Source organism: Priestia sp. FSL P4-0332 (assembly GCF_038005845.1).
In the GTDB taxonomy this organism is placed as follows: domain Bacteria; phylum Bacillota; class Bacilli; order Bacillales; family Bacillaceae_H; genus Priestia.
In genome coordinates, this window is the sequence record NZ_JBBOUA010000001.1 from 4,155,842 (window position 1) to 4,182,143 (window position 26,302).

Consider the following 26,302-nt stretch of genomic DNA (forward strand, 5'->3'; position numbering starts at 1 on the left):
TCATTTGTTCTCACATATTGTACCACAGATTGCTAGGTGCTGTTGACAAAAAACTAATTCTCTTCAGGCTGAAATGCGTCTTTATAACGTACTAAAATGACATCAGAACCAATTTTCACAATATTTTTCCATGGAATCACAATTTCATCATCTTTTCCAAAGAAGCCCAATACACGAGAGCCTCCGATAATGACGGCCTGTATTTTTCCCGTTGTTAAGTCAATATCAATATCCCCTACATTTCCAAGTTTTTTGCCATCAGCTACATTCACTACATCTTTCAGCTGAAATTCTGAAATCTTTAACATGCTCTCTCCTCCTATAGCCAACTTTATTCCTTAGCCTATATATATTTTCAAATTTTCATTTCATGAAGGAAAAGCTTATTTTTTCTCTGCCATTCTCTTTCTATAGGCATTTTGTTTACTAATTACACAGCTTTTTAGCAAGAGACATTCTCAATGAGTAGCTAGAAGTCCTCACAGCAATAGGAAATCTGATATGAATATCCTGTGGTCATGTATTATACACCGATACATACAAAATAAGCACCGTGTCTGTTTTTATAGACACGATGCTTATTAAGTTGAACATCAAATAAAGTGGATGGTATTAATTGTATGAACGCGAGCAGCTGCCAGTTTAGATAGCTTTTGTTAACTTTGAATATTTTTATTCATCTGTTTAATAGCAGCTTTTTCTAAACGAGAAACTTGCGCTTGAGAAATACCAATTTCTTCAGCCACTTCCATCTGTGTTTTACCTTGAAAGAAGCGCTTTCGTAAAATTAGTTTTTCTCGCTCGTTCAATCTTCTCATACCTTCTTGCAAAGCAATTTCTTCAATCCAAGTTGAATCACGGTTGCGTTCATCGCTTAGCTGATCCATGACATAGATTGGGTCTCCACCATCATTGTAAATAGGTTCAAATAGAGAAACCGGATCTTGGATAGCATCTAAAGCAAACACAATTTCTTCATGCGGTACTTCTAGGACTTTTGAAATTTCCTCAGCTGTAGGTTCCTTGGATGTTTCACTCATAAGCCTTTCACGAACTTGAAGAGCTTTATAAGCAATATCACGAAGGGAACGAGAAACACGGATTGGATTATTGTCACGTAAATAGCGGCGAATTTCCCCTATAATCATTGGGACAGCATATGTAGAAAACTTCACGTTTTGACTTAAATCAAAATTGTCAATGGATTTCATTAATCCAATACATCCAACCTGAAATAAGTCATCAACAAATTCTCCACGATTGTTAAAACGTTGGATCACGCTGAGTACGAGACGTAAATTTCCGCTTACTAGCTTTTCTCTTGCTGTTCCATCTCCAGCCTGCATTTGTTTAAACAACTTTCGCATTTCTTCATTTTTTAATACGGGAAGTTTCGAAGTATCTACTCCACAAATTTCTACTTTATTTCTTGTCAACTCTTTCCCTCCTAACAGGAGATGATGTTCTGAATTCAGTATCTCCTCAGAAGGAAAAAATATGCACTTTTACAATTCTGACAATTCTCCACTAAAAAAGCTGATTGTATAAGATGCTTCTCAGCCCTTATACAATCAGCTTTTTTACTTAAACCATTTTATTAAATTCTTTTCGCAGCCGTTTAATAATTCGTTTTTCAAGCCTTGAAATATAAGACTGAGAAATGCCTAGCATATCAGCTACATCTTTTTGCGTTTTTTCTTCCCCGCCGGCTAGCCCAAAACGCAGCTCCATAATTTGCTTTTCACGATCATTTAATTGGTGCAGTGCTTTCAACAAGAGTTTTCGATCTACATTGGCTTCTAGGTCTTTTGTGATGATATCTTCTTCGGTTCCCATCACGTCAGACAATAACAGTTCGTTTCCATCCCAATCAATATTTAACGGCTCGTCAAATGAAACTTCAGATCGAATTTTATTGTTGCGGCGCAAATACATTAAAATTTCATTTTCAATACAGCGAGAGGCGTACGTCGCTAGCTTAATTTTCTTTTCAGGATTAAACGTGTTTACTGCTTTAATTAAACCAATGGTGCCGATGCTAATTAAATCCTCAATATTGATTCCCGTATTTTCAAACTTGCGGGCAATATAAACAACAAGTCGCAAATTACGCTCAATCAACAGCGAACGTGCTGCTTCATCTCCTGATGGAAGTTTTTTTAAGAGCACTTCTTCTTCATCTTTTGTTAAAGGGGGTGGAAGAGCTTCACTTCCTCCTATATAGTACACTTCATCTGTTTTTAGCTTAAGTTTAATTAATAATTTGTACCACCATAATTGAAATCGAATTCGATATGTAGCCATTCTGTATCCTCCTTTATTTGTTCACACCTTTTACGATGCGGAACTTACTTCTCCAATAACAATAAGCTTCGGATGAACAATACACTCATATTGCTTCTCCACTGAAAGCGTTGTATGACTAATACCTACTAATACTTTAGTGACTTCAATCGTATTGGACTGATGCACAAGCCTTACCATATCTGGCTTTAGAGCAAGCAGCAGCTGATTGGCTTGGCCCACGCTTCGATAAGGGACAAAGCGGACTTTTGAATACCACTCTTGATCAATATCTTCGCTGTGTGAAAAGGATTGGACATTTTTGCTTAATTCCATTAAGCCTTCAGGCAATATTTCTTTTAAAGAATCTGCTGTAACAATCATAACCGGGGTTTTCGTCAGCGGATCTACAAGCTGGTTTCCACTATCAATAAGTCCTTTCATCGACAGCGTCTGTTCGTTTAAAATAATTTCCACATCTACCAGCTGATCAAATGTAATATTTTTCATTCGCAAATCATCAACTCGTGTTTTTGAAAAATAAGATAATAGCGGAAAACCGATAAGAACAAATATCCAGCTAATAGGATCACCAAACTGTGGAGATTTCGTATCAACCATTTGATTAAGAACAAGGAACTGATCTTGAAATAAAAAGTGAACGCCCATTAATCCTCCACCCACAACAAAAGTTGCAAAATAAAACGTTAATAAATTCTCAAAGAAAAAGCGCAGTCGTTTATAACCAAACGTCATCAATACCATAAAAAAAGAGAATAAAATTTTAATAGCAGGGTGAACCATAAGATGAGAAAAAGGCGTAAACATAAGAAGGACAATCAATGAACCGATAAAGCCCCCAAGCAAAAGCCGCCACCACTTGTAATTCCGTTTAAGTACAACTGCACATAACATTAGTAAAATCGTATCTAACCCAAAATTCAGCATCCATATTAAATCTAAATAGATTGGCAATGTTTATAACCTCTCCATTCTTTCTGAATTTTTCTGTTAAAAATTAGTATATAGTACATCCTATTAGAAAGTCTGTCAGTTCATGCCGAGAAACAAGCAGTATTTTTGAGGAAATCATTCGATATTTGTCACACCACTTTTAGAAAGAAAACACAAACCCTTTGAAGGCATCATATTGACCATGTCGAATGTTTTTTATATTCTTTTGGAGTTTTCTAGCTTCATGGCATAAAAAAAGACCTCTGTATAAAACAGAGGTCTTGGCTTTTTATTTTCTTAGCGTCTACGATTACGGTTTCGTAAGAATGTTGGAATATCTAGCGCATCTTCAGACTGTGGCTGAGATGGACGCGTATATTCTTGCTGTACAGGTTCTTCACGCTTTACTTCACGCTTCGGCTGTGGGGCCGGCTGCTGTGTCGATTGCTGCATGCGATTCGCCGATAACGAAGGACGACCTGGTTTTGGCTGTGATAAATCTTGGTCACTAAAGCCAGTTGCAATAACTGTAACAACAATCTCGTCTTTTAGGTTTTCGTTAATAACAGATCCAAAGATCATGTTCACTTCTTGGTCAGAAGCCGAAGCAACGATATCTGCAGCTTCTTGTACTTCGTAAAGACTTAGGTTTGTACCGCCTGTGATGTTCATTAATACACCTTGAGCTCCATCGATAGATGTTTCAAGAAGTGGACTTGAAATAGCTTTTTTAGCCGCTTCAGCAGCGCGGTTTTCACCAGTTGCAATACCGATCCCCATAAGTGCAGATCCTTTGTTAGACATAATTGTTTTCACGTCAGCGAAGTCTAAGTTAATTAATCCAGGAACTGCGATTAAATCTGAAATACCTTGCACACCTTGTCGCAATACGTTATCCGCTTCACGGAACGCTTCTAGCATTGGCGTGTTTTTATCAACGATTTCCAATAAGCGATCATTTGGAATAACAATCAGCGTGTCCACTGCTTCTTTCATTGACGCAATGCCGCCTGCCGCTTGAGTAGAACGCTTACGGCCTTCAAATGTAAACGGACGAGTAACAACACCTACCGTTAGTGCTCCTAGCTCACGAGCAATTTGGGCAATGACTGGAGCTGCACCAGTTCCAGTTCCTCCACCCATACCAGCTGTTACGAAAACCATATCTGCACCTTTTAGTGCTTCTTGGATTTGTTCCTTACTTTCTTCAGCTGCTTTTTTACCAACTTCTGGATTAGCACCTGCACCTAATCCTCTTGTTAATTTAGCGCCGATTTGCATTTTTGTTTCAGCTTTTGATAAATTTAATGCTTGTGCATCTGTATTAACTGCAATAAATTCTACACCTTGGACGCCATGTTCAATCATTCGGTTAACCGCGTTGTTACCGCCGCCTCCGACACCGATTACTTTAATCGTCGCTAATTGGTCTACACTTGTATCAAACTCCAACATGATAGTTCCTCCTAATTCTTCGAAATTACCAATCCGTAACGTTAATCAAAGAAGTATCCAAAAAACTTCTTCATTAAATTTTGGTCATTTTTCTTTTTCGGCTGCTCAGCTGATTGTTGCGGCTGCTGTGGTTTCGGGCTAGGTTTGATCATTTCTTGCTCAATCGGCTCTTCTTCCACAACTGGCGCTCCAATTTCCCGGCCTTGTATTTTAGCATTTTTGTATGCAAATTTTATTAATCCTACGCCTGTTGTATAATGCGGCTCACGTACTCCAATATAATCAGGCACTGCTATGCGCACGTTATTCTTTAAAATTACTTGAGCTAGCTCAAGAATACCAGGCATCGCTACTACTCCGCCTGTTAAAACAAATCCTCCTGGAATATCTTTGTATCCTAGGCGATTTACCTCTTGCGTAATCATATCTAAAATCTCTTCTAATCTAGCTTCAATAATATCAGAGATTTCGAGCTGATTAAACTGCTGATGCTGATCGCTTCCAATGATCGGTACACTAAATACTTCTTCTTCAGAAGCATGATCGTAGAAAGCATGTCCATGCTTTATCTTAATATTTTCCGCATCTTCAGTCGATGTGCGAAGGCCAATCGATAAATCCTTGGTAATGTGCTCTCCACCAACAGCTAGTACATTTGTTACTTTCAAATGTCCTTGGTCAAAGATCGCAACCGTTGTTGAACCTCCACCGATATCTACCAGTGCGACACCTAAGTTTTTTTCATCACGAGATAATGCAATTGAACCAGCGGCTAGAGGCTGTAAACAAATATCACTGATTTCTAAACCAGCTCTTTCTACACAGCGTAATAAGTTATGTAAAACCGTTCTAGATCCTGTTATGATTGTGCCTTCCATTTCTAAACGTACCCCAATCATACCTCTAGGATCGTTAATACCTTCTAAGCCATCTACAATAAATTGCTTTGGAATAACATCAATGATTTCACGATCTGGCGGGATAGACATGACTTGAGCAGCATCAATTACTCGATGAATATCTTCGTTTGTAATTTCACGATTCTCGCTTGACACGGCTACTACTCCGTGACAATCCTGTAAAAATACATGATTTCCGCTTATGCCCACTACAACCTTTTTAATTGTAATGCCTACCATTCGTTCAGCTTGTTCTACTGCTTTTCTAATAGATTGAACTGTTGCATCTATATCAACGATAGAACCTTTTTTTAGTCCGTGTGATTTAACATTCCCTACACCAATGATATTCAATGAATCGTTACTCATCTCTCCGATGATTACTTTCACACTGGATGTACCGATGTCTAAACTAACGTATATTTCATTGCTGTTCATTCTTTGGCACCTCCTTTTTCTTTCTGCACATGTCATCTTAATAAATTAAGAAGAACAACAATATTAATTTTTTATTATATGAAAATATTCAACAAATACATCTGTTTCCCTTTTGTAAAATCAATTTTTTTCAAGTTTTTCACAGACTTTATCTCTTTCAAAGAACAAAACGTTCTTGTTTTGACTTTTTTTAGATTTAAGCCTAAAATTCACTGAAAAAAAGCTATTTAACTACAAGTCTACACTAAGATGTACACTGAGAAAAGCGAAACTTACCTAGAACAAATATTACATTTCCATTTCACAGCACCGGAGAAGAAAATCATATGTATGCAGAATACTTGCATGTGATTATACAATGTACAAGGGCTAGTTTGCCAGTCTCAACTCATCTATTTCCTTTAATTAACACTTATAAAAAATAATTACTGCTTGCTCTTTTTATAAGGTTTAAATGCATATCCTTCTTCTAAATCAATAATACCTTTTTGATCATCACTCAATTTACTTGCAATAGCTGGGTAATGAACAATTTTATCAGAGAAGTTGCTAATTTTCCCGCTTACTTCACGCGTATCATTCATAAATACCTCTATGTGAAGGGGTTCTGATTTTGTCGGCGCATAGTAAATCTCAGAAATAGCCCCTTTTATACTCTTAGGCGTTTTAGCTAATTCTTGAACCATGCTTTGTATAGCTTCTCCGTCTTTCCAGTCAATTAGCAACGGAGCTTCGGATGACACTTTCTTAGCACTTACTTCTTTTAAAACTTTTCCATTTTCATTCACAGGGAAATATTTATTCCCCGAGGTTACATATGCAATTCTTGCGTACTCTTTTACGTCGATTACGACCTTATTAGGAAATGTTTTGTGAATGACAGCTTCCTTTACCTCAGGGTTTTTTTCGACTTTTTCTTGAATTTGATCAGCATCAGCTTTCCAGTAGCTGGTTTTTTTGGACAGACCACTCGCTTTGACAATATCCTTATCACTTACATGTTTATTCCCTTGTACTTCAATGTTAGAAACATTACTCAGAGAAGATTGAGAATATACAATAAATAAAATAAGGATGAAAAAGAGTGATAAATACAAAATAAGCCGTCTATTTGCTTTTTGCTTTCGCTGTTCTTGCAGCTTCGGTACCCGATCTTCTAAAACAATTAACTTACCTTTTTCCATTTTTTTCACCCTTATCCATTTGAGAAAATAAACGAGGAATTACCATCCATTTATTTCCAATCTTTGCTTCATGAGAATATCCCCATTATAGCATAGAATAAACACATAAAAGCTACCTTTTCACGCATAACCATACAGCCACGGGCTGGGTAATTAGCGACCGATAATCTCAACTTCTGTATGAATATCAATATCGAATTTCTCTTTAATTGTTTTCTTAACGTGAGCAATTAAATTCAGCACGTCTGAAGCCGTTGCATCTCCTGTGTTGACAATGAAGTTCGCATGCTGCTCACTAATTTGCGCCCCGCCTACTGAAAAACCTTTTAAGTTGGACTTTTCAATTAAGTCTCCTGCATAATTTGGAAGTGGATTTCTAAAAATACTTCCTGCACAAGGGAAATTCCAAGGCTGTGTTTCGCGGCGATAGTCTTTATTTTTCTGCATGACCGCCACAATATCATCTTTCGTTCCCTTTTTCAAACGCAGCACGGCTTCTACACATACTCCAGGACGGTCTTTTTGTAGAATTGAATGACGATACGAAAATTGAAGCTCTTCATTTGTCAGCCACTCAAGAGTGCCATCTTCAAATAAAATCAACGCTTTTTCGACTACATGAGACATATCAGAACCATGGGCACCTGCATTCATATAAACAGCGCCTCCCACGGATCCAGGAATTCCACTTGAAAACTCCAGTCCAGACAGACCTTGTTTTGTAATAACTGTTGCAAGCTTGATGCTAGGGTATCCCCCACCTACAGTAACCGTCTCTCCATCTACTGTTAAATCATCTAATCCGGCTCCAAGCTTAATGACCACACCTTCAATTCCCTTATCAGAAACAAGAAGATTAGATCCTCGACCAATCGCTCTCCATTTCACGCCGTGTTTTTTAATAATATCCATTGTAACTTTTAAGTGATCAACAGAATCAGGTTCTACAAGCACATCTGCTGGACCACCAATTTTCATTGTTGTATGTTTTGCTAGCGGTTCATTTTCACGAACCTTTCCAATATTCGCTTCGACTAACTCTTTTACTAACGCTTCCATAAGAACCTCCTAAAACCCTCTTTGCTGTTATAAAACTTTCATGTCAATGCGCCCTTACTTCTAATGCATAAGAATAATAAGAACAGATTCGTAACTAAGCAGCAGCACCTTGTAAGATACCTTTTTTCTACGAAGGCACTCTATTCTGTTGTCAATTTCATCATTTTTATTTATCGTATGACATTCACCCATAGAATGTACGTTCATCTGCTATATAAAGTAATTTTGATTGTTTTTTTATCGTTTTTCATTTAGAAGTTAAACACATGCTGACAGTCATAAAAAAACGCTACGCTCATAAGTGCACATACGTTCACTTACTCACTAAGATAAAACATTTAACCTTACACATCATACCATAGTTGGACTCAAAATTGGTTATCACAACATTACATTTTAAAAACATTTCATACAAAAATATCATCTACCTGTAAAAAATCGAAAATAAACCGCCAACAAAATCCGGCGTGCACTTGGATTTAAGATGACGGTTTACTTCAGTAGACCATTGCCTACTTGACATTATACAATTTTTTTCAATTAATAGCGAGAATATCTACTAACATTTAACAAAACTCCAACTGCTGCCAGCATGAGCGTCAGCGATGATCCGCCGTAACTTAAAAATGGAAGCGTAATTCCCGTAACAGGCATAAGACCTGTTACCACGCCTATATTAATCATGACTTGAATCGCAACCATTGAAATAATTCCTAAGGCTAAAAACGTTCCGTAAAGATCAGGAGCTCCGAGCGCTACTTTAATTCCTCTCCAAAGCAATAAGCTAAACAAAAGCAGAACAAGCGTTCCACCGATGAAACCGAGCTCTTCTGCTAGAATAGCAAAAATAAAATCAGTTTGAGGCTCCGGCAGATAAAAGAACTTTTGTCTACTTTGCCCTAACCCTAATCCAAGCAATCCCCCCGGCCCAATTGCATAAAGAGATTGAATGATTTGAAACCCGCTTCCAAGCGGATCTTCCCAAGGATTTAAAAATGAGGTAATGCGTTTAATCCGATAAGGAGCCGATAAAACAAGCCCTACAAAACCAGCAACGCCAAGCAACCCAAGACCTGCAAAGTGACTTACTTTTGCTCCTGAAACAAAAATCATGACTAAACAAGTTCCAACAAGCACCGTTCCCGTTCCTAAATCCGGCTGCATCATAATAATGCCAAACGGTAAGAAAACCAGTAATAACGCCGGTAACATTCCTTTTCTAAAAGATGTAATTTTCTTCTGGTTTTCCGATAAATATTTCGCTAAAAATATAATCATAGCAAACTTCATAAATTCTGAAGGCTGAATCGAAAACGCTCCAACTCCTATCCAACTTTGCGACCCATTCCGTACTAGCCCTACTCCCGGAATCAATACAAGTACCAGCATAACAAAGCAAATGATTACAATTGGCTTCGCCCAAGTACGCCACATCCAATAATCAATATTCATGATGACAAACATTGCGCATACTCCAAGCCCTGCAAATAAGAGCTGGCGTTTAGCAAAGAAAAAAGAATCATTAAACTTGTATGTAGCCCATACCGCACTTGCGCTGTATACCATGATAAGGCCGATGGTTAGCAAGGAAAGCGTAACGATTATGAGAAAAAAATCTGGGGTAGACCTTTTTGTCGACACTGTTACACACCTCTAAAAATAGATTAGGGCTAGTGTATTTTCTAGGTGTTTAGACAAGCCCTTATTTCAGTTTATGCACAGATTCAATAAAGATGTCACCACGTTCTTCAAAAGTTTTAAATTGATCCCAGCTTGCACAAGCAGGAGATAATAAAATAACATCTTCTTCATCTGAACAAGCATATGCTTCTGAAACTGCTTGTTTAACATTATCGACACGTTTTACAATTTGTATTCCCGCTTCTTTTGCTACGCGTTCAATTTTAGGAGCCGTTTCACCAAACGTAATCACAGCTTTCACATTTTTAAACTCTTCTTTTAAATCATCAAACTCATTGCCGCGATCGAGTCCACCTGCAAGTAGAATCGTCGGCTGCGAAAAAGCGGAAAGAGCTACTTTTGTAGCAAGCATATTCGTAGCTTTAGAGTCATTATAAAACTTACGTTTGTTGATTGTCGTGACATATTGAACGCGATGTTTAACACCAGCAAACGTTGTGAGCACGCGGTAGATAGCTTCATTTGAACAGCCGTACAGCTTCACAACGGATACAGCTGCTAAAATGTTTTCTTGATTATGTTTGCCTGGCAGCACCACATCTTTTAACGACATCACTTCTTCATCTTTAAAGAAAATCGTTTCGTTTTTAATATACGCTCCTTCTGTCGTTTGAGCTGTAACAGAAAAAGGTACTTTTGTCGCTTTAACATCTGCACTAGCTTTCATCACTAGCTCATCATCCGCATTAATAACGGCAAAGTCTTCACTTGTTTGATTGTTAAAGAGATTTGCTTTCGCTTTGATATATTCCTCTTTTGTGCCATGATAGTCTAAGTGAGCATCAAACAAATTCAATAATAAAGAGATTTTCGGACGGAATTTTTCAATTCCCATCAGCTGAAAAGAAGAAAGCTCCGTTACAATTACATTGTCCTTTGTTGCTTTTTGCGCCACTTCACAAGCTACTGTTCCAATATTTCCAGCAATCAACGGCTGCTTTTGATCTTCTTCTAACATTTTATAAATTAGCGTTGTTGTTGTTGTCTTCCCATTGCTTCCCGTAATTCCAATAAAAGGAGCTTCGCTAATTTCATAAGCCAATTCTACCTCTGTTAAAATCGGAATATTTCGCTTTAATGCTTCTTGCAATAAAACATTTGAATACGGAATCCCAGGGTTTTTTACAATAACATCCGCTTTGTCTAAAAGCTCAAGCGGATGATGTCCACAGACAACTTCAATGCCCGTTTTTTCTAATTCCTGTGCTGCTACGTTCTCTTCGTACGGTTTTTGATCATTAACGACTACTTTAGCACCAAGCTGTTTAACTAACTGAGCGGCTGCTAAACCGCTCTTGGCTAATCCTAAAATAAGTACTTGTTTACCTTGATACGTATTGACTGATTTCATTTAAATCCACACCTCGATATAAATTCCAAGCATTGCAAATAATAGTCCTACAGCCCAAAAAGTCATAACTACGCGCCATTCCGACCAGCCGCTTAGCTCGTAATGGTGATGAAGCGGGCTCATTTTAAACACACGTTTTCCTGTTGTTTTGAAAGATGCGACTTGAATAATAACAGATAGTGTTTCAATAACAAACACACCACCGATAATAACAAGCAAGAATTCCATTTTCATTAAGACAGCCACCGTAGCGATAGCTCCTCCTAGCGCTAAAGAACCCGTATCTCCCATAAATACTTTTGCAGGATGGGCATTAAAAACTAAAAATCCTAACACAGCTCCTACTACAGCAACTGAGAAAATAGATAGCTCAAACTGCTCTGCATTCCAGGCAAGAACTGCAAATGCACCAAAAGCAATCGCACTTGTACCAGATACAAGTCCGTCTAATCCATCCGTTAAGTTAACCGCGTTTGAAAAACCAACAAGCCAGATGATGAGGAAAACAACATAAAACCAACCTAAATCGATTGGGTCTTTAATTCCAGGAATCGTCACTTCAGTTGAAAACTCAAACTGTCTTGCAATAAAGTAAAAAATAATTGAAATGACAACCTGACCTAAAAACTTTTGTTTAGATGTTAATCCAAGGTTACGCTTTAACACTACTTTTATAAAATCATCTAAAAATCCTAATAAACCAAATCCGATTGTGACAAATAATAATAGAAACGTCTTATATGTAAGTTCTGCATACTGATTGACCATAATAAGAGTTGCCACAATAATAGATAATAAAATCATGATACCGCCCATTGTAGGTGTACCTGATTTTTTCTGGTGAGATTTCGGGCCTTCATCACGAATACTTTGACCAAACTTTAATCTTCTTAAGAAGGGAATAAAAATCGGCGACAATACAACCGTAATCAAAAAGGCTACGCCGATTGTCAATAAAATTGATTGTTCTAGCACGATGTTCCCTCCTTAACTTCCAACTCATTCCGACTCATTTTGTTCTCTACCCATTTCATTACTACTTTCGCTCCTCAATCATTTTGCGTGCTACTTCTCGATCGTCAAAATCAAATACTTTTTTACCAATAATTTGATAGGTCTCGTGCCCTTTTCCAGCAATGACAACAACATCATCTGCATGCGCTGCTTCCACTGCATAGCGAATAGCTTCTGCACGATCAGCAATCGTCACATAGTTATCTGTATCCAAACCTTCTTCCATATCTTTTAAAATAGCCAATGGATCTTCACTTCGTGGATTATCAGATGTCAAAATAGCTTGTGTACTGTATTCAGCTGCAATCCGAGCCATGATTGGTCGTTTTGTACGATCTCGATCTCCGCCACAACCAACAATAACATATATATTGCGTTTTGCGAATTCTTTTACAGTTTTTAACACGTTCTCTAAGCTGTCCGGCGTGTGGGCATAATCAACGATAACCGTAAAATCTTGCTCCGCATCAACCACTTCAAAACGCCCAGACACGCCTTCTAACACTTTTATTTCCTCGACAATAACTGACAGAGGAATACCTGACACTAAACATGAAGCCGTAGCCGCTAATACGTTGTAGACGCTGAATTTCCCAATAAGCTTCATTTCTACACGAACCGTTTCTGTCGGTGTTGTCAAGTCGAACGTTGTGCCGCTGTTTGTAATTTGAATATTTGTTGCACGAATATCACTGTCACGGTCAATGCCATAGGTAATCACTGTAGCAGCCGTGTTTTTAATATATTCCTCGGTTGCCGCATCATCAGCATTAAGAACAGCAAATTTAGGACGATTATGGTTATAAGCGTTTCCTAACTGTGCAAATAGCAACCCTTTCGCACGACGATAATCTTCCATTGTATGATGATAGTCCAGGTGATCTTGCGTTAAGTTACTAAATACTGCCACGTCAAAGTCGCACCCGTGTACGCGTCCTAAGTCAAGTGCATGAGATGATACTTCCATCATCGCTACTTCTACATTCTCTTCCACCATTTGGTGAAATGTTTTTTGGAGCGTAAGCGATTCAGGCGTTGTGTTTTTCACATCATAAGACGTATCACCAATACGAATTTCAATCGTTCCAATTAGACCCGTCTTTTTATGTTGTGATTTAAAGATATGCTCAATTAAATGTGTAATCGTTGTTTTTCCATTTGTGCCTGTTACACCAATTAAATGCATTTTTTGTGTGGGCTGATTGTAGAAAGCATCCGCTAGCACTGCCATTGCTCGTTTTGTACTCTTTACGCGTACAACAGGTACTTCTACATCCACAGGCTTTTCCGCTAAGATTGCTACTGCCCCTTTTTCCACAGCCATCTGTGCAAAGCTATGGCCATCAACTGTATAGCCGTCTATACAAATGAACAATGCTCCGGGCTTAACTTCTCTTGAATCCATTTCAATTGACGTAATATCAATATTCTGTTCAGGAAGCTGAACAAAATCATGTAAATGTGTTAGTAGTTCTCGTAAATCCATTCCTACCATGTCCTCTCTATTTGTAAAGTGAAACGTTTGTTATAAGACGCTATGGCAACTATTCTTCTTTTTCTAGCACCTAACCTATTACATTTTACAGAAAAAGAAGCCCGGAGGGAACACCCCCAAGGCTTATTTGTTGATTTCATGTTCACACGCAGAGTAACCTGCTGATTATCATGCAAGGAAGAATAGTGGTTTATAGAGATTTTTATTTTCCCATATAAATTCTAACCGTTTCGCCTTCTTTAACTTTCGTTCCGGCTGCAGGAGACTGCTTGACCACTTTATCTCCTTCGCCACTCACATCTAATTTTAAATTAAGTAGCTGTTCTTGTAACTCTTTTTTTGACATTCCTACGACATTTGGTACTTTTATCATTGGTGTGTCCAGCCACGTTAACTCTTTTTCAATTTGTCCTTTACGCGGTTTAACGTCCATCACACGCAAACTGTCTTCAATCATTTTACCTACAATCGGAGCTGCTACAACTCCACCAAACTGAATGGTGCCTTTTGGATTATCAACCGCAACATACACGACAATTTCAGGGTTATCTGCTGGTGCAACACCGATAAAAGAAACGATGTGATTATTTTTTAAATACTTTCCATTTTGAGCTTTCTGCGCAGTACCCGTCTTTCCTCCAACGCGGTACCCTTCCACAAAAGCTCCTTTTCCGCTTCCTTGTGCTACTACACTTTCAAGAGCAAAACGCACTTGCTTAGACGTTTCCTCGGAAATAACTTTTCGCTTAGCAACCGGCTTATGACTGCTTACAACTTTTCCGGTAGTTGGATCCACCCACTCTTTTGCAATATAAGGTTCATAAAGCGTTCCACCGTTTACGGCTGCGGAAACAGCAGCTACTTGTTGAATAGGCGTAACAGCAACCCCTTGCCCAAAAGCTGTTGTAGCTTGTTCAACCGGCCCTACGCGCTCAAGCGGGAACAAAATTCCTTTTGCTTCCCCTTGTAAATCAATACCTGTTTTTTGACCAAAGCCAAATTCTTTAATGTATTTGAACAATTTCTCTTTTCCTAAACGTTCCCCAAGCTCCACAAAACCAGGGTTACATGAGTTCTGTACAACTTCTAAAAAAGACTGCTGTCCATGTCCGCCTTTTTTCCAGCAGCGAAGTCTCGCTCCGCCAACTTCCGCGGCTCCATCATCGTAAAATTGATCTTTTAGTAAATCCACTTTCTTTTCTTCAAGAGCAGCTGCCAGTGTAATAATCTTAAACGTTGATCCGGGCTCATATACGCTCCAGATTGGAAGATTGCGATTATACACCTCAGGCTTCACATTTTTAAAATCCGTAGGATCAAAGCCCGGACGACTTGACATACCTAAAATTTCACCGTTTTTAGGATTCATGGCAATGGCAATCATACCATCTGGATTATAAGCTGTCTGAGCATTATCCAACTCACGCTCCATGATCGTTTGCACACGTGAATCAATGGTCAATCTCAAATCCAGCCCGTCCACAGGTGCTGTGTAGTCATCGGCTATATTGGGCATCTTTTTACCTTTAGCATCCGAATACAATTTAACTGAACCTTTTTGTCCTTTTAGCTCTTTATCATAATATAATTCAAGGCCTGTTAACCCTTGATTATCTACTCCCGCAAAGCCTAATACATGCGACAAATAACTTCCAAACGGATAGTACCGCTTCGAATCCTCAGCTATATATACGCCTTTTAAATTTAAATTTCGCACTTCATTTGCTTTCGCATGTGAAATTTTTCTTCCTTCAGGACGCAAATATACGCTAGAAGAAGCTTTTGTTATTTGTTCATATACTTTTTCTTTTGATGCTCCCAGCACTTTTGCTAACTTTTCAGCCGTAACAGCTGGATTTTCAACTTGTCTTGGCATAACTAAAACGGTCGGTGCACTTTTATTTGTAGCAAGTGCCACATCATTGCGATCTAGTATCTTTCCTCTTTCAGGTTCAAAAGGAATATTCCGACTCCATAAGTCTTTGGCTTTTTCAGTTAGCGTATCCCCAGTCAGCAACTGTACATATCCAAGCCTTGTATCAATAATCAAAAACACAATAAAACCGACAAACAAAACAATGGCTAGCCTTTTACGAACTGTGACTCCTGATACCCGCATATATTAGAACCTCCTCTGAATCGGCTCGTTCCAATATATGCTTGTACAGGATTCACTAGAACTTATTTTCTAGTCAAGTTGCTTATCGTCTTTTTTACTATCAGAATCACTTTTTTCCGTTTCTTTTAACTTATTTAACGTGCTTGAAAACTCTTTAGGCGTTTCAAGTTCCACTTTCAGATACGTTCCTGCTTTTAGCGGGTCGCCTGCTTTAATACTTTGACTTACAACATAACCATTTTCAAGTGCGCTAGGTCGAACGTTGACAAATTCACTAAAGCGAATAACATCACGATGTGAAAAACCTGTTAAATCAGGCATTGTGGCTTTTCCATTTGTCTTAATGAACACGCGTTGACCAGTGACAATGGTATCAGAAGTAGGTGATTGGCTTTCTACCGTATCTCCTTTACCTATTACAACAGGAACAAGTCCTTTTTGTTTTAAGTCCTTCACGGCACTGTCAACTGATTCGTTAACGTAAGATTTAAGCGTAATTTCTGAATCTACCTTTTTCTCTTCTGTTTTCTTTCCATCTTCGTCTGTTTTTTCAGGCTCCACCCCTAAGTACTGCAGGCTGTTTTTCATCACCGGATTAAATACGGCTGTAAGCGGTGCAGTACCCGTCTCTTGAGGCGTGAGAGTTGGATTTTTAACGGCTACATAGACAAGCAGCTTTGGATCTTTAGCAGGTGCAAAGCCCATAAAGGAAATGAAATTTTTCCCGTGTCCATGCAAGTAGCCTCCGCTAGGACCAGGAATTTGAGCTGTTCCCGTCTTTCCAGCGACATCGTACCCTTCAATCGCGTAAGGTTTCCCTGTTCCGTCATCAGAAGAAACAACGGTTTCTAAAATATCTAGCGTTTCGTTCGCTGCTTTTTTAGAAATAGGTTGTCCTACTACGGTAGGTTTTGTTTTCTTAATCGTTTTTTTATTTGTTTCGTCGACTACTTGTTTAATCACGTAAGGCTTCATCATTTTCCCGTCATTTGCAATCGCAGTAGCCGCTTGAATTTCTTGAATAGGCGTAAAAGCAGACGCCTGTCCAAACGCAGTAGTTACGCGGTCTCTCGGGTACTTCGTCACTAACTTGCTAGAAGCTTCGTTTGGCAAGTCAATTCCCGTTTTATCCATAAAGCCAAACTTGTCCAAGTATTTATACAAACGGTCGGTACCTAATTTTTCATTGGCTAAAATGGCAACCGCTACATTTGAAGACCTTTGAATTCCTTCATTAAATGTAATAGCACCCCAGCCGACTCCGCCGTTGTGATCGTTAATCGGAACGCTGTTTTTCGTTACTTTATAAGATCCCGACTGATAGCGGTCTTCGCCGTTATAGACCCCTGCATCAATCGCGGCTGCTAGCGTAAAGATTTTCATCGTTGAACCAAGTTCATAGCTGTTTTCGACAAACGGATTACGATAAGACGTGATATCACGAATATTTGGGTCAAATGAAGGGCGGTTTGACATTGCCAAAATTTCACCGGTTTTCGGATTCACTACCGTTGCCATTAGCTCTTCTGGTTTATATTCTTTAGCAGCAGCTGTCATTGCATCCTCTAAAAACGTTTGAATTTTTTCATCAATCGTAAGCGTGACGCTGTCTCCATTTTTTGGAGCTACAATTGACTCTTTTGGATCCGGAAGCTTAATTCCATTTTTAGCAGCTTCGTATTTTACATATCCATCTTCTTCAGAAAGCTGCTTATCAAATACTTTTTCAATTCCCATTTTCCCTACGATTTTACCCGTATCATCTTTTTGTGCGTACCCTAAAATACTTGAGGCGAATACACCGTTTGGATAGAAGCGCTTCGAATCGCGTAAAAACGTGATGCCTGGGAGATTTAGTTTTTCAATTTTTTGCTTTAGCACGTTATCAATGTCACGGCCTCCGGGACCAAGTTCGACTTGGAATGCTCCCCTTTTAATTCCTCTTGTTAACATGCTGTCAATTTTTGATTCGTCCATCTTTAATAATGGGGCTAATTTTTCAGCCGTCTTTTCAGGGTCTACCACGTGCTGTGGATGATCTTTATCTTCTGATTGCGATTCCTTCAAAATCGCCACAACCGTATAAGCACCCGTGTCTTGGGCGATTGCTTCTCCGTTTCGATCGTAAATCGTACCGCGCTGTCCTTCAATTTTAGACGTTCGCGTATGCTGTTTTTGTGCAATTTCGGCTAAAGCTTCTCCGTCTGCTTTGCCCGTCGCTTGGATGTAAAAGAACCTGATGGCTAATACAAAAAAGAGCAATGCAAATATTAAAATTAATATTGCTGCTCCTGTACTAATATTGCTATTTTTTCTTGGCGTAGTCATCGCAATTAATCGTTAACGACTTTTACGTTATTTTCATTCAATTTTAGTCCAAGTTCTTTTGCTTTTGTCCAAATACGATCGTATGCACTTAACTCTGTTACCTGTAATTTTAACTCATTGTTTTTTGCTTCTTGCTTGTCAATCTTTCCATCGAGTGATTGCACTTCTTCACTGATGCTATAAAGCGAAGATTGATTTGAAATGATTTGCACAGACCCAAACAGCATGAGTGCGACAAATCCAGAATACACAATTTTTTCACCAACCGTGATTTTTCTTTTTGTCTTCCGAACAACTTGACGTACCGTCTTTTGCTGCTTCTGCTGCTGATCTTGCTCTCTTACTTTGTATGCTACATTGTTCATTCTCGTCCCCTCCTCTTTGATAAAACCCTTTAATTACACTAATTTCTCAACAATTCGAAGCTTTGCCGAACGCGCGCGCTTATTTTCTTCTATCTCTTCTTCTGAAGGTAAAATAGGTTTTCTTGTAATAACTTTCATTTTAGGTTTAAATTCTTCTGGAATAATTGGCAGTCCATGCGGAAGCTGCGGAACCGTGCTTGCATTTTTAAACGCAACTTTACAAATTCGATCTTCAAGTGAGTGGAAGGTAATAACACTTACACGTCCACCTTTTTTGATCACATCCATAGCCTGTTCAATTGCATCTTCAAATACTTGAAGCTCATCATTTACAGCAATTCGAATAGCCTGGAAAATTCGTTTTGCCGGATGTCCACCCGTTCGTCTAGCTGGCGCTGGAATACCATCTTTAATAAGATCAACTAGCTCTAGCGTTGTTTCAATTGGTTTAGACTCTCGATATGCTTCAATTTTGCGGGCAATTTGTTTCGAAAACTTTTCTTCTCCGTATTGGAAAAAGATTTTCACAAGTTTTTCATAAGGCCATTCATTTACTACGTTGTACGCAGAAAACATTGAGTTTTGATCCATGCGCATATCAAGCGGGGCATCATGATGAAAGCTGAACCCTCGCTCTGGTGTATCCAACTGAGGAGACGAGACTCCGAGGTCAAACAATACTCCGTCTACTTCTTCAATTCCGTGTTTCATTAGCTGCTCTTTTAAATAGCGAAAATTACTTTTGATTAGAATAACTCTGTCTAGATACGGGGCCAATTTCTCTTTTGCATTTGCAAGAGCGACATCGTCTTGATCAAACGCAATTAATTTCCCTTTTTCTGATAGCTGTTTTACGATATATTCACTATGACCTGCTCCGCCAAGCGTGCAGTCGACATATACTCCATCCGGCTTAATATTTAAGCCTTCCGCTGCTTCTTTAAGCAAAACAGTTGTGTGATTAAACATTATGACACCTACTTCTTTCTAAACTACTTAGTTATGTATACAAAAAGCAAAAAACGGTGTTTTTCTTTGATATATATACACGTTTATATTATATATCAAAGTTTAACATTATTTCAGCTATTTATATAAGAATTAAGTAGAATTTTGTCTTTTTGTCACAAATAGTGTCATTTTGTTAAAAGTAGGACATATTCGTAGAATAAAATGTAAGGAATATAAGGTTTTTTGCACAATTAGAAATAAATACCTTATAAGGATTCAATTGGTTAACATTCACCTTGTAGACTTTTTCTCTTTTCCAAAATAAAAATCCTGCTTTTCAGCAGGATTTTATTAGACATAACAGACTTTTAACCGGTGATTTAATTCGACTTCAGCACTTAGTAAATCTGACACAAATTGCATACCATAACCGTTTAAATAATACATAATATTCCACATGCGTTCTTGTGGAGCATTGTAGGGACGAAGAGCAAGTTCAATTTGAGCATATTTTGAATGCTTCACATCGTGCTTAATTAGCTGTTTGGATTCGACAATCTTTTGAATGGTTTCAAACTGCTTTTGAATAATCGCTCGATTTTTAAGCATGACTTCATCAAATGTTTTGTCTTCTTTTTGAATATTTTCACGAAGAGTTTTATGAATTTTTTCGAAATCTTCTTTCGCTTTTTCAAAATACATTTCGTATGGGTTGTGAACTTCTGTCTTAAGCCAGTGCTCCCTCTCTGCATCTACGCCTTCGTTCACTACGTTCGAAAGATCTAACTGAAGTTCATCCATATACTTCTCGATATGTCTTTCTACGATTGCATAGGATAACCTAGGGACCACGGGAGGCATTTTAAAGCTAAATAAAGAAAATGCTTTTTCAAGCTCTGCCCAATACGCTACTTCCCCGGGACCTGCAATAAACGCAAGGGTAGGAAGTAAGTACTCCTGCATAAGGGGTCTAGTCACAACGTTGTTACTAAGAAGCTCAGGCGTTTGTTTAGCAATTTGAACCAGCTCTTCTTTAGACAGCGCGAGTTCATTTTGCTTTCCAACAAACTGCTCTTGTTCTGCATCTCTTTCTAAAAGTACTCTGTTTTCGTTGTGTGAATAAAAGAGATGAGCCGTTTCTTCTCCCACTTCAATCATTCGTCCGTATTGTTTTTGAATCTCTGTTTGCTGTTCCATAACCGCTGACGATAATTTGTCATTTTGTTCAATTAACGTCACAAAGAAAGAAGATTCAATGCTGCGCACTTCTTTAGAGGCTGCATCCATTAAAATAAGACCTGACTCTGCGAACATTGTGGTAACCAAATGAGCAAAGAAATCGACATAGGTACGTGATTTATCTAACGCCTCTAAAACAAAGTGTAATACCTGGTTTGTATGCGCCGTTTCGTTAAACGTTTGAAATACATCACGAACCCAGCTTCTACAGGCTTCATGGTCTAGTTCGATTTGAGAAACCATTTGCTTTTTCTTTAAAGAATGCTTTAGCGTTTTCTTTAAAAGCTGGTTTTTATGCTCTGTGTATACATGGTTGATCTCAGCAAAATCATGATCTTCGCCAGCAATCCAAAACACCGGAAGCACGGGCACGTTTAAAGCTTCCTCTTGTTGTTTAGCTAGGAGCACAATTGAAATCACTTTATGAATGGTGTACAAAGGACCCGTAAGCAGCCCCGCTTGCTGACCTCCAACGACCACTACGCTGTTAGGATCTTTTAGCTTTTCAATATTTTCAATCGTCTTAGAAGATGCTCCGTAGCGCTTATTAAAATCAAGCAGATACTCAGCAAGCTGTTCTCTTGGATAAGACTGCTTTTGAACATCCGCTAAACGTTTTTCATATACGTCTTTTTCGTGTATATTATAATGAAAAAAGGAAAGTGCTTGCTTTTCACCTTTTATGTAATCGTTCGTTAGTTTGTTTCCCGCCTTTAAAGAGACGTCTGTAATCTCCATGAAAGAACTTCCTTTCTTTTCCTAATACTTATATTCTCTACATATAGCTTCATTATCCATAATGTAACTGCTCACGTCTAGTAACATGCTTTACAGAGAGGAAATACGAAAAGCGATTCCACCTATATTTAATACAATATGTGCAATAAGAAACAAAACAAAATTCATCCGAAAGAACCCTTTCGCAATAAGCTTCATTTCTAAGTCATGTTTGACTTTCCAATGTACAAACATCATAATCATTGCTACAACTAAAAGGACTAACGCAATCAACCACAAAAAAGAGTGCCCGAAAATTTCCACAGCTGCATAATGCACGGATAAAATAAGAAAAACCGTAGTAATGTACGTTGCTATGTGGACAGATTTCCTTTTATTTTTCGTCAGTTTGCGTAAAAGCATGTATAGAATAAAAAAACCAACGAGCGGCAGAGTGACAAACGTCGCAAAAACTCCAGCAATAAAACTTCCCATGTTAATCACCCTTTTCTTCTTCGATTCCTTTTATTGACCCATATAAAAAGTCAACAATAGGCGTCGACGTTCTTTTTTCAGCAGCTTGTGTTTGGATATAGCCTAAAATAGCATCAATTTCTGTTTGCCGCCCCTCCTGTATATCTTTTAGCATAGAAGATTGATTTGTACTCGTGCGTGAACAAACCCCCAGCGCATTTTCCCAATAATTAAAAGCTGAATCCAGTTTTAACACAGACGCAATCTCTTCAAACAATAGACGCATCGTTTTATAAAAGTAGCTGTTGTGAATCAGCTGCCCATTTTTTACCCGATACAGCGCCGTAAGAGGATTGATGAGCGCATTTACAACTAATTTCTTCACCAGCATCGCATACCAATCTGTTTCAATCACCCAAGGAAAATTCACAATTGGCAAGATAGACTCCATTTCTCCTCTGTACGAAGCAATACGGGTTGTTCCTATTCCTGTATGATGGACGCTATCCATATTTGTACGCATTGCCCCGTGTTCAACTGTACCCAAATAGAGAGTGCGCTGCGGGAGATTTTTGAGAATTTCAATATGGCTCATACCGTTTTGGATAAACAAAAGGGGAGTATGTATAGTAAGGGTTTGGATAAAAGGAATTATCTCTTTTAAATGATACTGTTTTACAGTAATAATGATTAAATCTGCTTCTTTTATGTTTTTTTCCAGAGGGATAGCACTGACTTTTTTAGTGTGATGTTCCCCTTGTCTATGTAAGGTAATTCCATTTTCGTTAATACACTTTGCTTGAGTTTTTGTTTTGGTGTACAAGGTTACATCATAACAGTCTGATAAATACGCGCTAAACAACAGACCTAATGATCCGCCTCCAATAATACCTATAGTTTTCATCGTATTTTTTGTTCCTCTTTCTATTATTGAGTTTCATTTTAGCAAAAAAATGCTTTGAATTAAATGCATTCTTTAAATTTTACCTATTCATATAGCCCGTGTGATTAAAAATCACCGGGCTTGTTGTAAATTATTTAGAGTGATCCCGTTTTTTTCTATTATACGGGATACACCGGATGTTTACGACGGCTAAAGGTCACATTCTTTGTTTCATATAATCGAAAGCGATCAATTAAAGTTTGACGCAGTTCGTTAGCAGGAACGATGTCGTCAATAATAAGTTCAGAAGCCAGCGTATAGATATCGATGTGTTCTTTATACTCCTGCTGTTTCTGTTTGACAAACATAAACCGCTCTTTGGGATCTTCAATTTCATTAATTTTATTAGAATAGACGGCATTTACTGCAGCTTCAGGACCCATTACGGCAATTTGAGCAGTAGGCAATGCAAGGCAGCAATCCGGTTCAAAAGCTGGACCAGCCATAGCGTAAAGCCCTGCGCCATAAGCTTTGCGCATGACTACGGAAATTTTAGGAACTGTAGCTGAACTCATCGCTGCAATCAATTTTGCTCCATGTCTAATGATGCCTGCTCTTTCTACTTTGGTTCCAATCATAAATCCAGGTACATCCGCTAAAAATAGCAAAGGAATATGGAAGGCATCGCACAGTTGAATAAATTTTGCGCCTTTATCTGCTGAATCTACAAACAGCACTCCTCCTTTGACCTTCGGCTGATTGGCAATAATCCCTACTACTTTTCCATCTATTCGTGCAAGCCCTGTTACCAATTCGGCGGCAAACAGTTTTTTCACTTCAAAGAAGCTCCCTTCGTCAATAAGGGTATCAATTGCTTCATAGATATCAAATGGAACATTTTGATTCTCCGGAATTAGTTCTACTAAACCCTTTGTCTGCTTAGGCTCTTTAGCTTTTTGTACTTTAGGCTTCTCTTGATAGTTTTGTGGAAAGTAGGTTAAATAAGATTTGGCATACGAAATAGCTTCTTCTTCAGAATAAGCTAACACATCTCCACATCCGCTAATGCTGCAGTGCATATGTGCTCCTCCCATTTCCTCTAGCGTAACCTTTTCTCCAATAACAGCTTCGGCCATACGCGGCGAACCTAAGTACATAGAAGCGTTTCCATCTACCATCACAACAATATCACAAAATGCAGGGATATATGCCCCTCCAGCTGCTGACGGACCGAAAAGCAAACAAATTTGAGGAATGACGCCGGAAAGTTTTACTTGATTGTGAAAGATCCGTCCAGCGCCTCGGCGGTTTGGAAACATATCTAATTGATCCGTAATACGTGCTCCTGCAGAATCCACTAGGTACAGCAAAGGCACATGCAGTTTTTCTGCTACTTCTTGAATCCGAATAATTTTCTCTACTGTTCTGGCCCCCCAAGACCCTGCTTTTACAGTAGAGTCATTAGCCATTACACAAACCGTTTCACCGTTTACTTTTCCAATTGCAGTTACAACACCGTCTGCCGGCAACCCTTCGGCTTTATTATTTGCAAACATGCCGTCTTCTTCATATTTCCCGTCATCAAATAAAAGCGCTAAACGATCTCTTACAAAAAGCTTCTGTTGTGTTGCAAGTTTCTCTTTGTACTTCTCCGCGTTGCCACGCTCTACTTTTTGACGATTTTCATCATATTTTTTCTGAGATTCACCTGTATGTATCATGATATCTCTCCTTTATGAGTTATGAAATAGTCACCAAAACGTCGCCTTCGTTCACAAAATCCCCCACGGCTATATGGACAGTCTCTGCAATACCAGCTTGATCGCTTTCAATAGGAATTTCCATTTTCATAGATTCTAATACAACAACAACTTCTCCTTTGGCTACACTTGCACCTTGCTGAACAAACACATTAAATACCATGCCTGCCATTGTCGCTTTGATTTCACTCATTGTGGTGCTCCTCCTTTATTTAATACTGTTGATAATAACGATGTGTTATAGGTGCCTTTTTCATATAACTCTTCATTTAACAACTGCTTAAATAGAGGAATATTCGTTTTGATTCCCTCTACAACAGCTTCCGTAAAATATGATTTAGCTAGTTCAATTGCATTTGAACGCGTACGACCAGTAATGATAACTTTTGCAATCATTGGATCATAAAAAGGTGTAACCGCATTCATATCACTGTAGCCGCTGTCTACGCGCGCATAGGTTCGCTCTGGCAAGTGATAACCCGTAATTTTTCCTGGAGCCGGTAAAAAAGTAAACGGATCTTCTGCATAAATTCGAAATTCAATGGCATAGTTATTTGCTGCTATTTCCTCTTGCACACGAGGAAGCTTTTCTCCGCGCGCAGCTAAGATCTGCCACTTAACTAAATCGACCCCTGCAATTTGCTCGGTGATCGGATGCTCAACTTGCAGCCGCGTGTTCATTTCAAGAAAATAAAAATTTTCGTCTTCATCCACGATAAACTCCACCGTACCTGCATTATAATATCCGATTGCTTTAGCCGCTTGAACGGCTTGGTTTTGCATGGCTTGTCGCGTACTTTCTTTTAAAGAAAGCGCAGGGGCTTCTTCAATCACTTTCTGATTTCTTCTTTGTACGGAACAATCGCGTTCAAAAAGATGAACGACATTACCATGCTGATCTCCAAACACCTGTACTTCGATATGTTTTGCATTTGTGATAAGCTTTTCAATAAACATTCCTTCTTGACCAAAATATGCTTTTGCTCTTGCTTTTGTTGAGGCATACACTTGTTTTACTGCTTCTTCGTTATCGCAGCGCACCATCCCAATTCCTCCGCCGCCTCCGCTTGCTTTTAACATAACGGGATATCCAATTAGACTCGCTACTTTACAAGCCTCTTCAACTGACGTCACATCGCCTTGGCTGCCGGGGACAACAGGTACACCCGCTTCTTTCATCGCGGCACGAGCAACAATTTTGTCGCCCATCATCGAAATGATTTCGGGAGAAGGACCGATAAAACAAAAACCTTCATCAATCGCTCTTTTAGCAAATGCACTATTTTCCGATAAAAATCCATATCCAGGATGAATGGCATCTACCTTTTCTTCATGACTAATTCGCAGCAATTCTTCTACATTCAAATATGACTTTTGCACAGGAGGCTCTCCAATTCGACGTGCTTTTGTAGCCGCTTGAACATAAGGAAGTTCTGCATCTGCATCGGAATAGACAGCCACCGTTTCAATGCCCATTTGTTTGCATGTATGAATAATACGAAGAGCAATTTCTCCTCGATTTGCAATCAGTATTTTTTTCACCTTTCTCTCCCCTTTCCTCAAATTTCTACTTTCCCCCATATAATTCTACAATAATTTTAAAACTCCTCTACAATTTTTGAAAACGCTTTCT

22 protein-coding genes are annotated in these 26,302 nt (G+C 38.7%); all 22 read right to left on the reverse strand.

Features of this window, described 5'->3' with window-relative positions; all coding sequences use genetic code 11:
- Window positions 1-53: 53 nt before the first annotated feature.
- On the reverse strand, window positions 54-308 hold the full coding sequence (locus MKY06_RS21780) for a YlmC/YmxH family sporulation protein (RefSeq protein WP_013058951.1): 255 nt from the start codon (window positions 306-308) through the stop codon (window positions 54-56).
- A 348-nt stretch (window positions 309-656) separates the two neighbouring features.
- Window positions 657-1,436 (reverse strand): RNA polymerase sporulation sigma factor SigG, encoded by a 780-nt coding sequence (sigG, locus tag MKY06_RS21785; protein WP_013058952.1) that lies wholly within the window; start codon window positions 1,434-1,436, stop codon window positions 657-659.
- 148 nt (window positions 1,437-1,584) lie between these two features.
- A complete protein-coding gene (gene sigE, locus MKY06_RS21790; RefSeq protein ID WP_013058953.1) occupies window positions 1,585-2,304 on the reverse strand; it encodes an RNA polymerase sporulation sigma factor SigE in 720 nt (239 codons plus the stop codon).
- Between the two features lie 30 nt (window positions 2,305-2,334).
- Window positions 2,335-3,258, reverse strand: coding sequence for a sigma-E processing peptidase SpoIIGA (spoIIGA, locus tag MKY06_RS21795; protein WP_053487710.1), 924 nt, complete (start codon window positions 3,256-3,258; stop codon window positions 2,335-2,337).
- A 276-nt stretch (window positions 3,259-3,534) separates the two neighbouring features.
- Window positions 3,535-4,692, reverse strand: a complete 1,158-nt coding sequence (gene ftsZ / locus MKY06_RS21800) for a cell division protein FtsZ (protein WP_013058955.1) — start codon at window positions 4,690-4,692, stop codon at window positions 3,535-3,537.
- 41 nt (window positions 4,693-4,733) lie between these two features.
- Window positions 4,734-6,029, reverse strand: a complete 1,296-nt coding sequence (gene ftsA, locus MKY06_RS21805) for a cell division protein FtsA (RefSeq protein ID WP_013058956.1) — start codon at window positions 6,027-6,029, stop codon at window positions 4,734-4,736.
- A gap of 425 nt (window positions 6,030-6,454) precedes the next feature.
- Entirely contained in the window at window positions 6,455-7,213 is a 759-nt protein-coding gene (locus MKY06_RS21810; RefSeq protein WP_013058957.1) for a cell division protein FtsQ/DivIB, read from the reverse strand.
- Between the two features lie 153 nt (window positions 7,214-7,366).
- Entirely contained in the window at window positions 7,367-8,272 is a 906-nt protein-coding gene (gene murB / locus MKY06_RS21815; protein ID WP_013058958.1) for a UDP-N-acetylmuramate dehydrogenase, read from the reverse strand.
- 540 nt (window positions 8,273-8,812) lie between these two features.
- Complete coding sequence (spoVE, locus tag MKY06_RS21820) at window positions 8,813-9,913, reverse strand: stage V sporulation protein E (RefSeq protein ID WP_013058959.1); 1,101 nt, start codon at window positions 9,911-9,913, stop codon at window positions 8,813-8,815.
- Window positions 9,914-9,974: 61 nt separating this feature from the next.
- Window positions 9,975-11,324, reverse strand: coding sequence for a UDP-N-acetylmuramoyl-L-alanine--D-glutamate ligase (gene murD / locus MKY06_RS21825; protein WP_013058960.1), 1,350 nt, complete (start codon window positions 11,322-11,324; stop codon window positions 9,975-9,977).
- Entirely contained in the window at window positions 11,325-12,299 is a 975-nt protein-coding gene (gene mraY / locus MKY06_RS21830; RefSeq protein WP_013058961.1) for a phospho-N-acetylmuramoyl-pentapeptide-transferase, read from the reverse strand. It lies immediately after the preceding gene.
- 61 nt (window positions 12,300-12,360) lie between these two features.
- Window positions 12,361-13,824, reverse strand: a complete 1,464-nt coding sequence (locus tag MKY06_RS21835) for a UDP-N-acetylmuramoyl-L-alanyl-D-glutamate--2,6-diaminopimelate ligase (protein WP_013058962.1) — start codon at window positions 13,822-13,824, stop codon at window positions 12,361-12,363.
- Window positions 13,825-14,035: 211 nt separating this feature from the next.
- Window positions 14,036-15,952 carry a stage V sporulation protein D gene (locus tag MKY06_RS21840; RefSeq protein ID WP_013084856.1) on the reverse strand — a complete coding sequence of 639 codons (1,917 nt, stop codon included), beginning with the start codon at window positions 15,950-15,952 and terminating at the stop codon, window positions 14,036-14,038.
- 69 nt (window positions 15,953-16,021) lie between these two features.
- Window positions 16,022-18,280 (reverse strand): penicillin-binding protein, encoded by a 2,259-nt coding sequence (locus MKY06_RS21845; RefSeq protein WP_098279071.1) that lies wholly within the window; start codon window positions 18,278-18,280, stop codon window positions 16,022-16,024.
- Window positions 18,281-18,285: 5 nt separating this feature from the next.
- Window positions 18,286-18,645: a cell division protein FtsL gene (gene ftsL / locus MKY06_RS21850; protein WP_013058965.1), complete on the reverse strand. Its 360-nt coding sequence runs from the start codon at window positions 18,643-18,645 to the stop codon at window positions 18,286-18,288.
- A 33-nt stretch (window positions 18,646-18,678) separates the two neighbouring features.
- Window positions 18,679-19,614 carry a 16S rRNA (cytosine(1402)-N(4))-methyltransferase RsmH gene (gene rsmH, locus MKY06_RS21855; protein ID WP_013058966.1) on the reverse strand — a complete coding sequence of 312 codons (936 nt, stop codon included), beginning with the start codon at window positions 19,612-19,614 and terminating at the stop codon, window positions 18,679-18,681.
- A gap of 333 nt (window positions 19,615-19,947) precedes the next feature.
- The gene (bshC, locus tag MKY06_RS21860; RefSeq protein WP_029320486.1) at window positions 19,948-21,573 is read right to left on the reverse strand and encodes a bacillithiol biosynthesis cysteine-adding enzyme BshC; all 1,626 of its coding nucleotides are present in this window, start codon (window positions 21,571-21,573) and stop codon (window positions 19,948-19,950) included.
- A 90-nt stretch (window positions 21,574-21,663) separates the two neighbouring features.
- Complete coding sequence (locus MKY06_RS21865; protein WP_013058968.1) at window positions 21,664-22,047, reverse strand: DUF3397 domain-containing protein; 384 nt, start codon at window positions 22,045-22,047, stop codon at window positions 21,664-21,666.
- A gap of 1 nt (window position 22,048) precedes the next feature.
- The gene (locus MKY06_RS21870; RefSeq protein WP_013058969.1) at window positions 22,049-22,930 is read right to left on the reverse strand and encodes a 2-dehydropantoate 2-reductase; all 882 of its coding nucleotides are present in this window, start codon (window positions 22,928-22,930) and stop codon (window positions 22,049-22,051) included.
- Between the two features lie 158 nt (window positions 22,931-23,088).
- Entirely contained in the window at window positions 23,089-24,630 is a 1,542-nt protein-coding gene (locus tag MKY06_RS21875) for an acyl-CoA carboxylase subunit beta (protein WP_013058970.1), read from the reverse strand.
- A gap of 19 nt (window positions 24,631-24,649) precedes the next feature.
- Window positions 24,650-24,862 (reverse strand): biotin/lipoyl-containing protein, encoded by a 213-nt coding sequence (locus tag MKY06_RS21880; protein ID WP_013058971.1) that lies wholly within the window; start codon window positions 24,860-24,862, stop codon window positions 24,650-24,652.
- Window positions 24,859-26,211, reverse strand: a complete 1,353-nt coding sequence (locus MKY06_RS21885) for an acetyl-CoA carboxylase biotin carboxylase subunit (RefSeq protein ID WP_340961280.1) — start codon at window positions 26,209-26,211, stop codon at window positions 24,859-24,861. Before MKY06_RS21885 ends, MKY06_RS21880 begins: the two co-directional genes overlap by 4 nt.
- Window positions 26,212-26,302 lie beyond the last annotated feature (91 nt).

Coding starts and splice junctions, on each gene's coding strand:
- MKY06_RS21780 (WP_013058951.1), bottom strand. CDS start 308: ATGTTAAAGATTTCAGAATTTCAGCTGAAAGATGTAGTGAATGTAGCT.
- sigE (WP_013058953.1), bottom strand. CDS start 2,304: ATGGCTACATATCGAATTCGATTTCAATTATGGTGGTACAAATTATTA.
- ftsZ (WP_013058955.1), bottom strand. CDS start 4,692: ATGTTGGAGTTTGATACAAGTGTAGACCAATTAGCGACGATTAAAGTA.
- ftsA (WP_013058956.1), bottom strand. CDS start 6,029: ATGAACAGCAATGAAATATACGTTAGTTTAGACATCGGTACATCCAGT.
- MKY06_RS21810 (WP_013058957.1), bottom strand. CDS start 7,213: ATGGAAAAAGGTAAGTTAATTGTTTTAGAAGATCGGGTACCGAAGCTG.
- murB (WP_013058958.1), bottom strand. CDS start 8,272: ATGGAAGCGTTAGTAAAAGAGTTAGTCGAAGCGAATATTGGAAAGGTT.
- murD (WP_013058960.1), bottom strand. CDS start 11,324: ATGAAATCAGTCAATACGTATCAAGGTAAACAAGTACTTATTTTAGGA.
- MKY06_RS21835 (WP_013058962.1), bottom strand. CDS start 13,824: ATGGATTTACGAGAACTACTAACACATTTACATGATTTTGTTCAGCTT.
- MKY06_RS21840 (WP_013084856.1), bottom strand. CDS start 15,952: ATGCGGGTATCAGGAGTCACAGTTCGTAAAAGGCTAGCCATTGTTTTG.
- MKY06_RS21845 (WP_098279071.1), bottom strand. CDS start 18,280: ATGACTACGCCAAGAAAAAATAGCAATATTAGTACAGGAGCAGCAATA.
- ftsL (WP_013058965.1), bottom strand. CDS start 18,645: ATGAACAATGTAGCATACAAAGTAAGAGAGCAAGATCAGCAGCAGAAG.
- rsmH (WP_013058966.1), bottom strand. CDS start 19,614: ATGTTTAATCACACAACTGTTTTGCTTAAAGAAGCAGCGGAAGGCTTA.
- bshC (WP_029320486.1), bottom strand. CDS start 21,573: ATGGAGATTACAGACGTCTCTTTAAAGGCGGGAAACAAACTAACGAAC.
- MKY06_RS21865 (WP_013058968.1), bottom strand. CDS start 22,047: ATGGGAAGTTTTATTGCTGGAGTTTTTGCGACGTTTGTCACTCTGCCG.
- MKY06_RS21870 (WP_013058969.1), bottom strand. CDS start 22,930: ATGAAAACTATAGGTATTATTGGAGGCGGATCATTAGGTCTGTTGTTT.
- MKY06_RS21875 (WP_013058970.1), bottom strand. CDS start 24,630: ATGATACATACAGGTGAATCTCAGAAAAAATATGATGAAAATCGTCAA.
- MKY06_RS21880 (WP_013058971.1), bottom strand. CDS start 24,862: ATGAGTGAAATCAAAGCGACAATGGCAGGCATGGTATTTAATGTGTTT.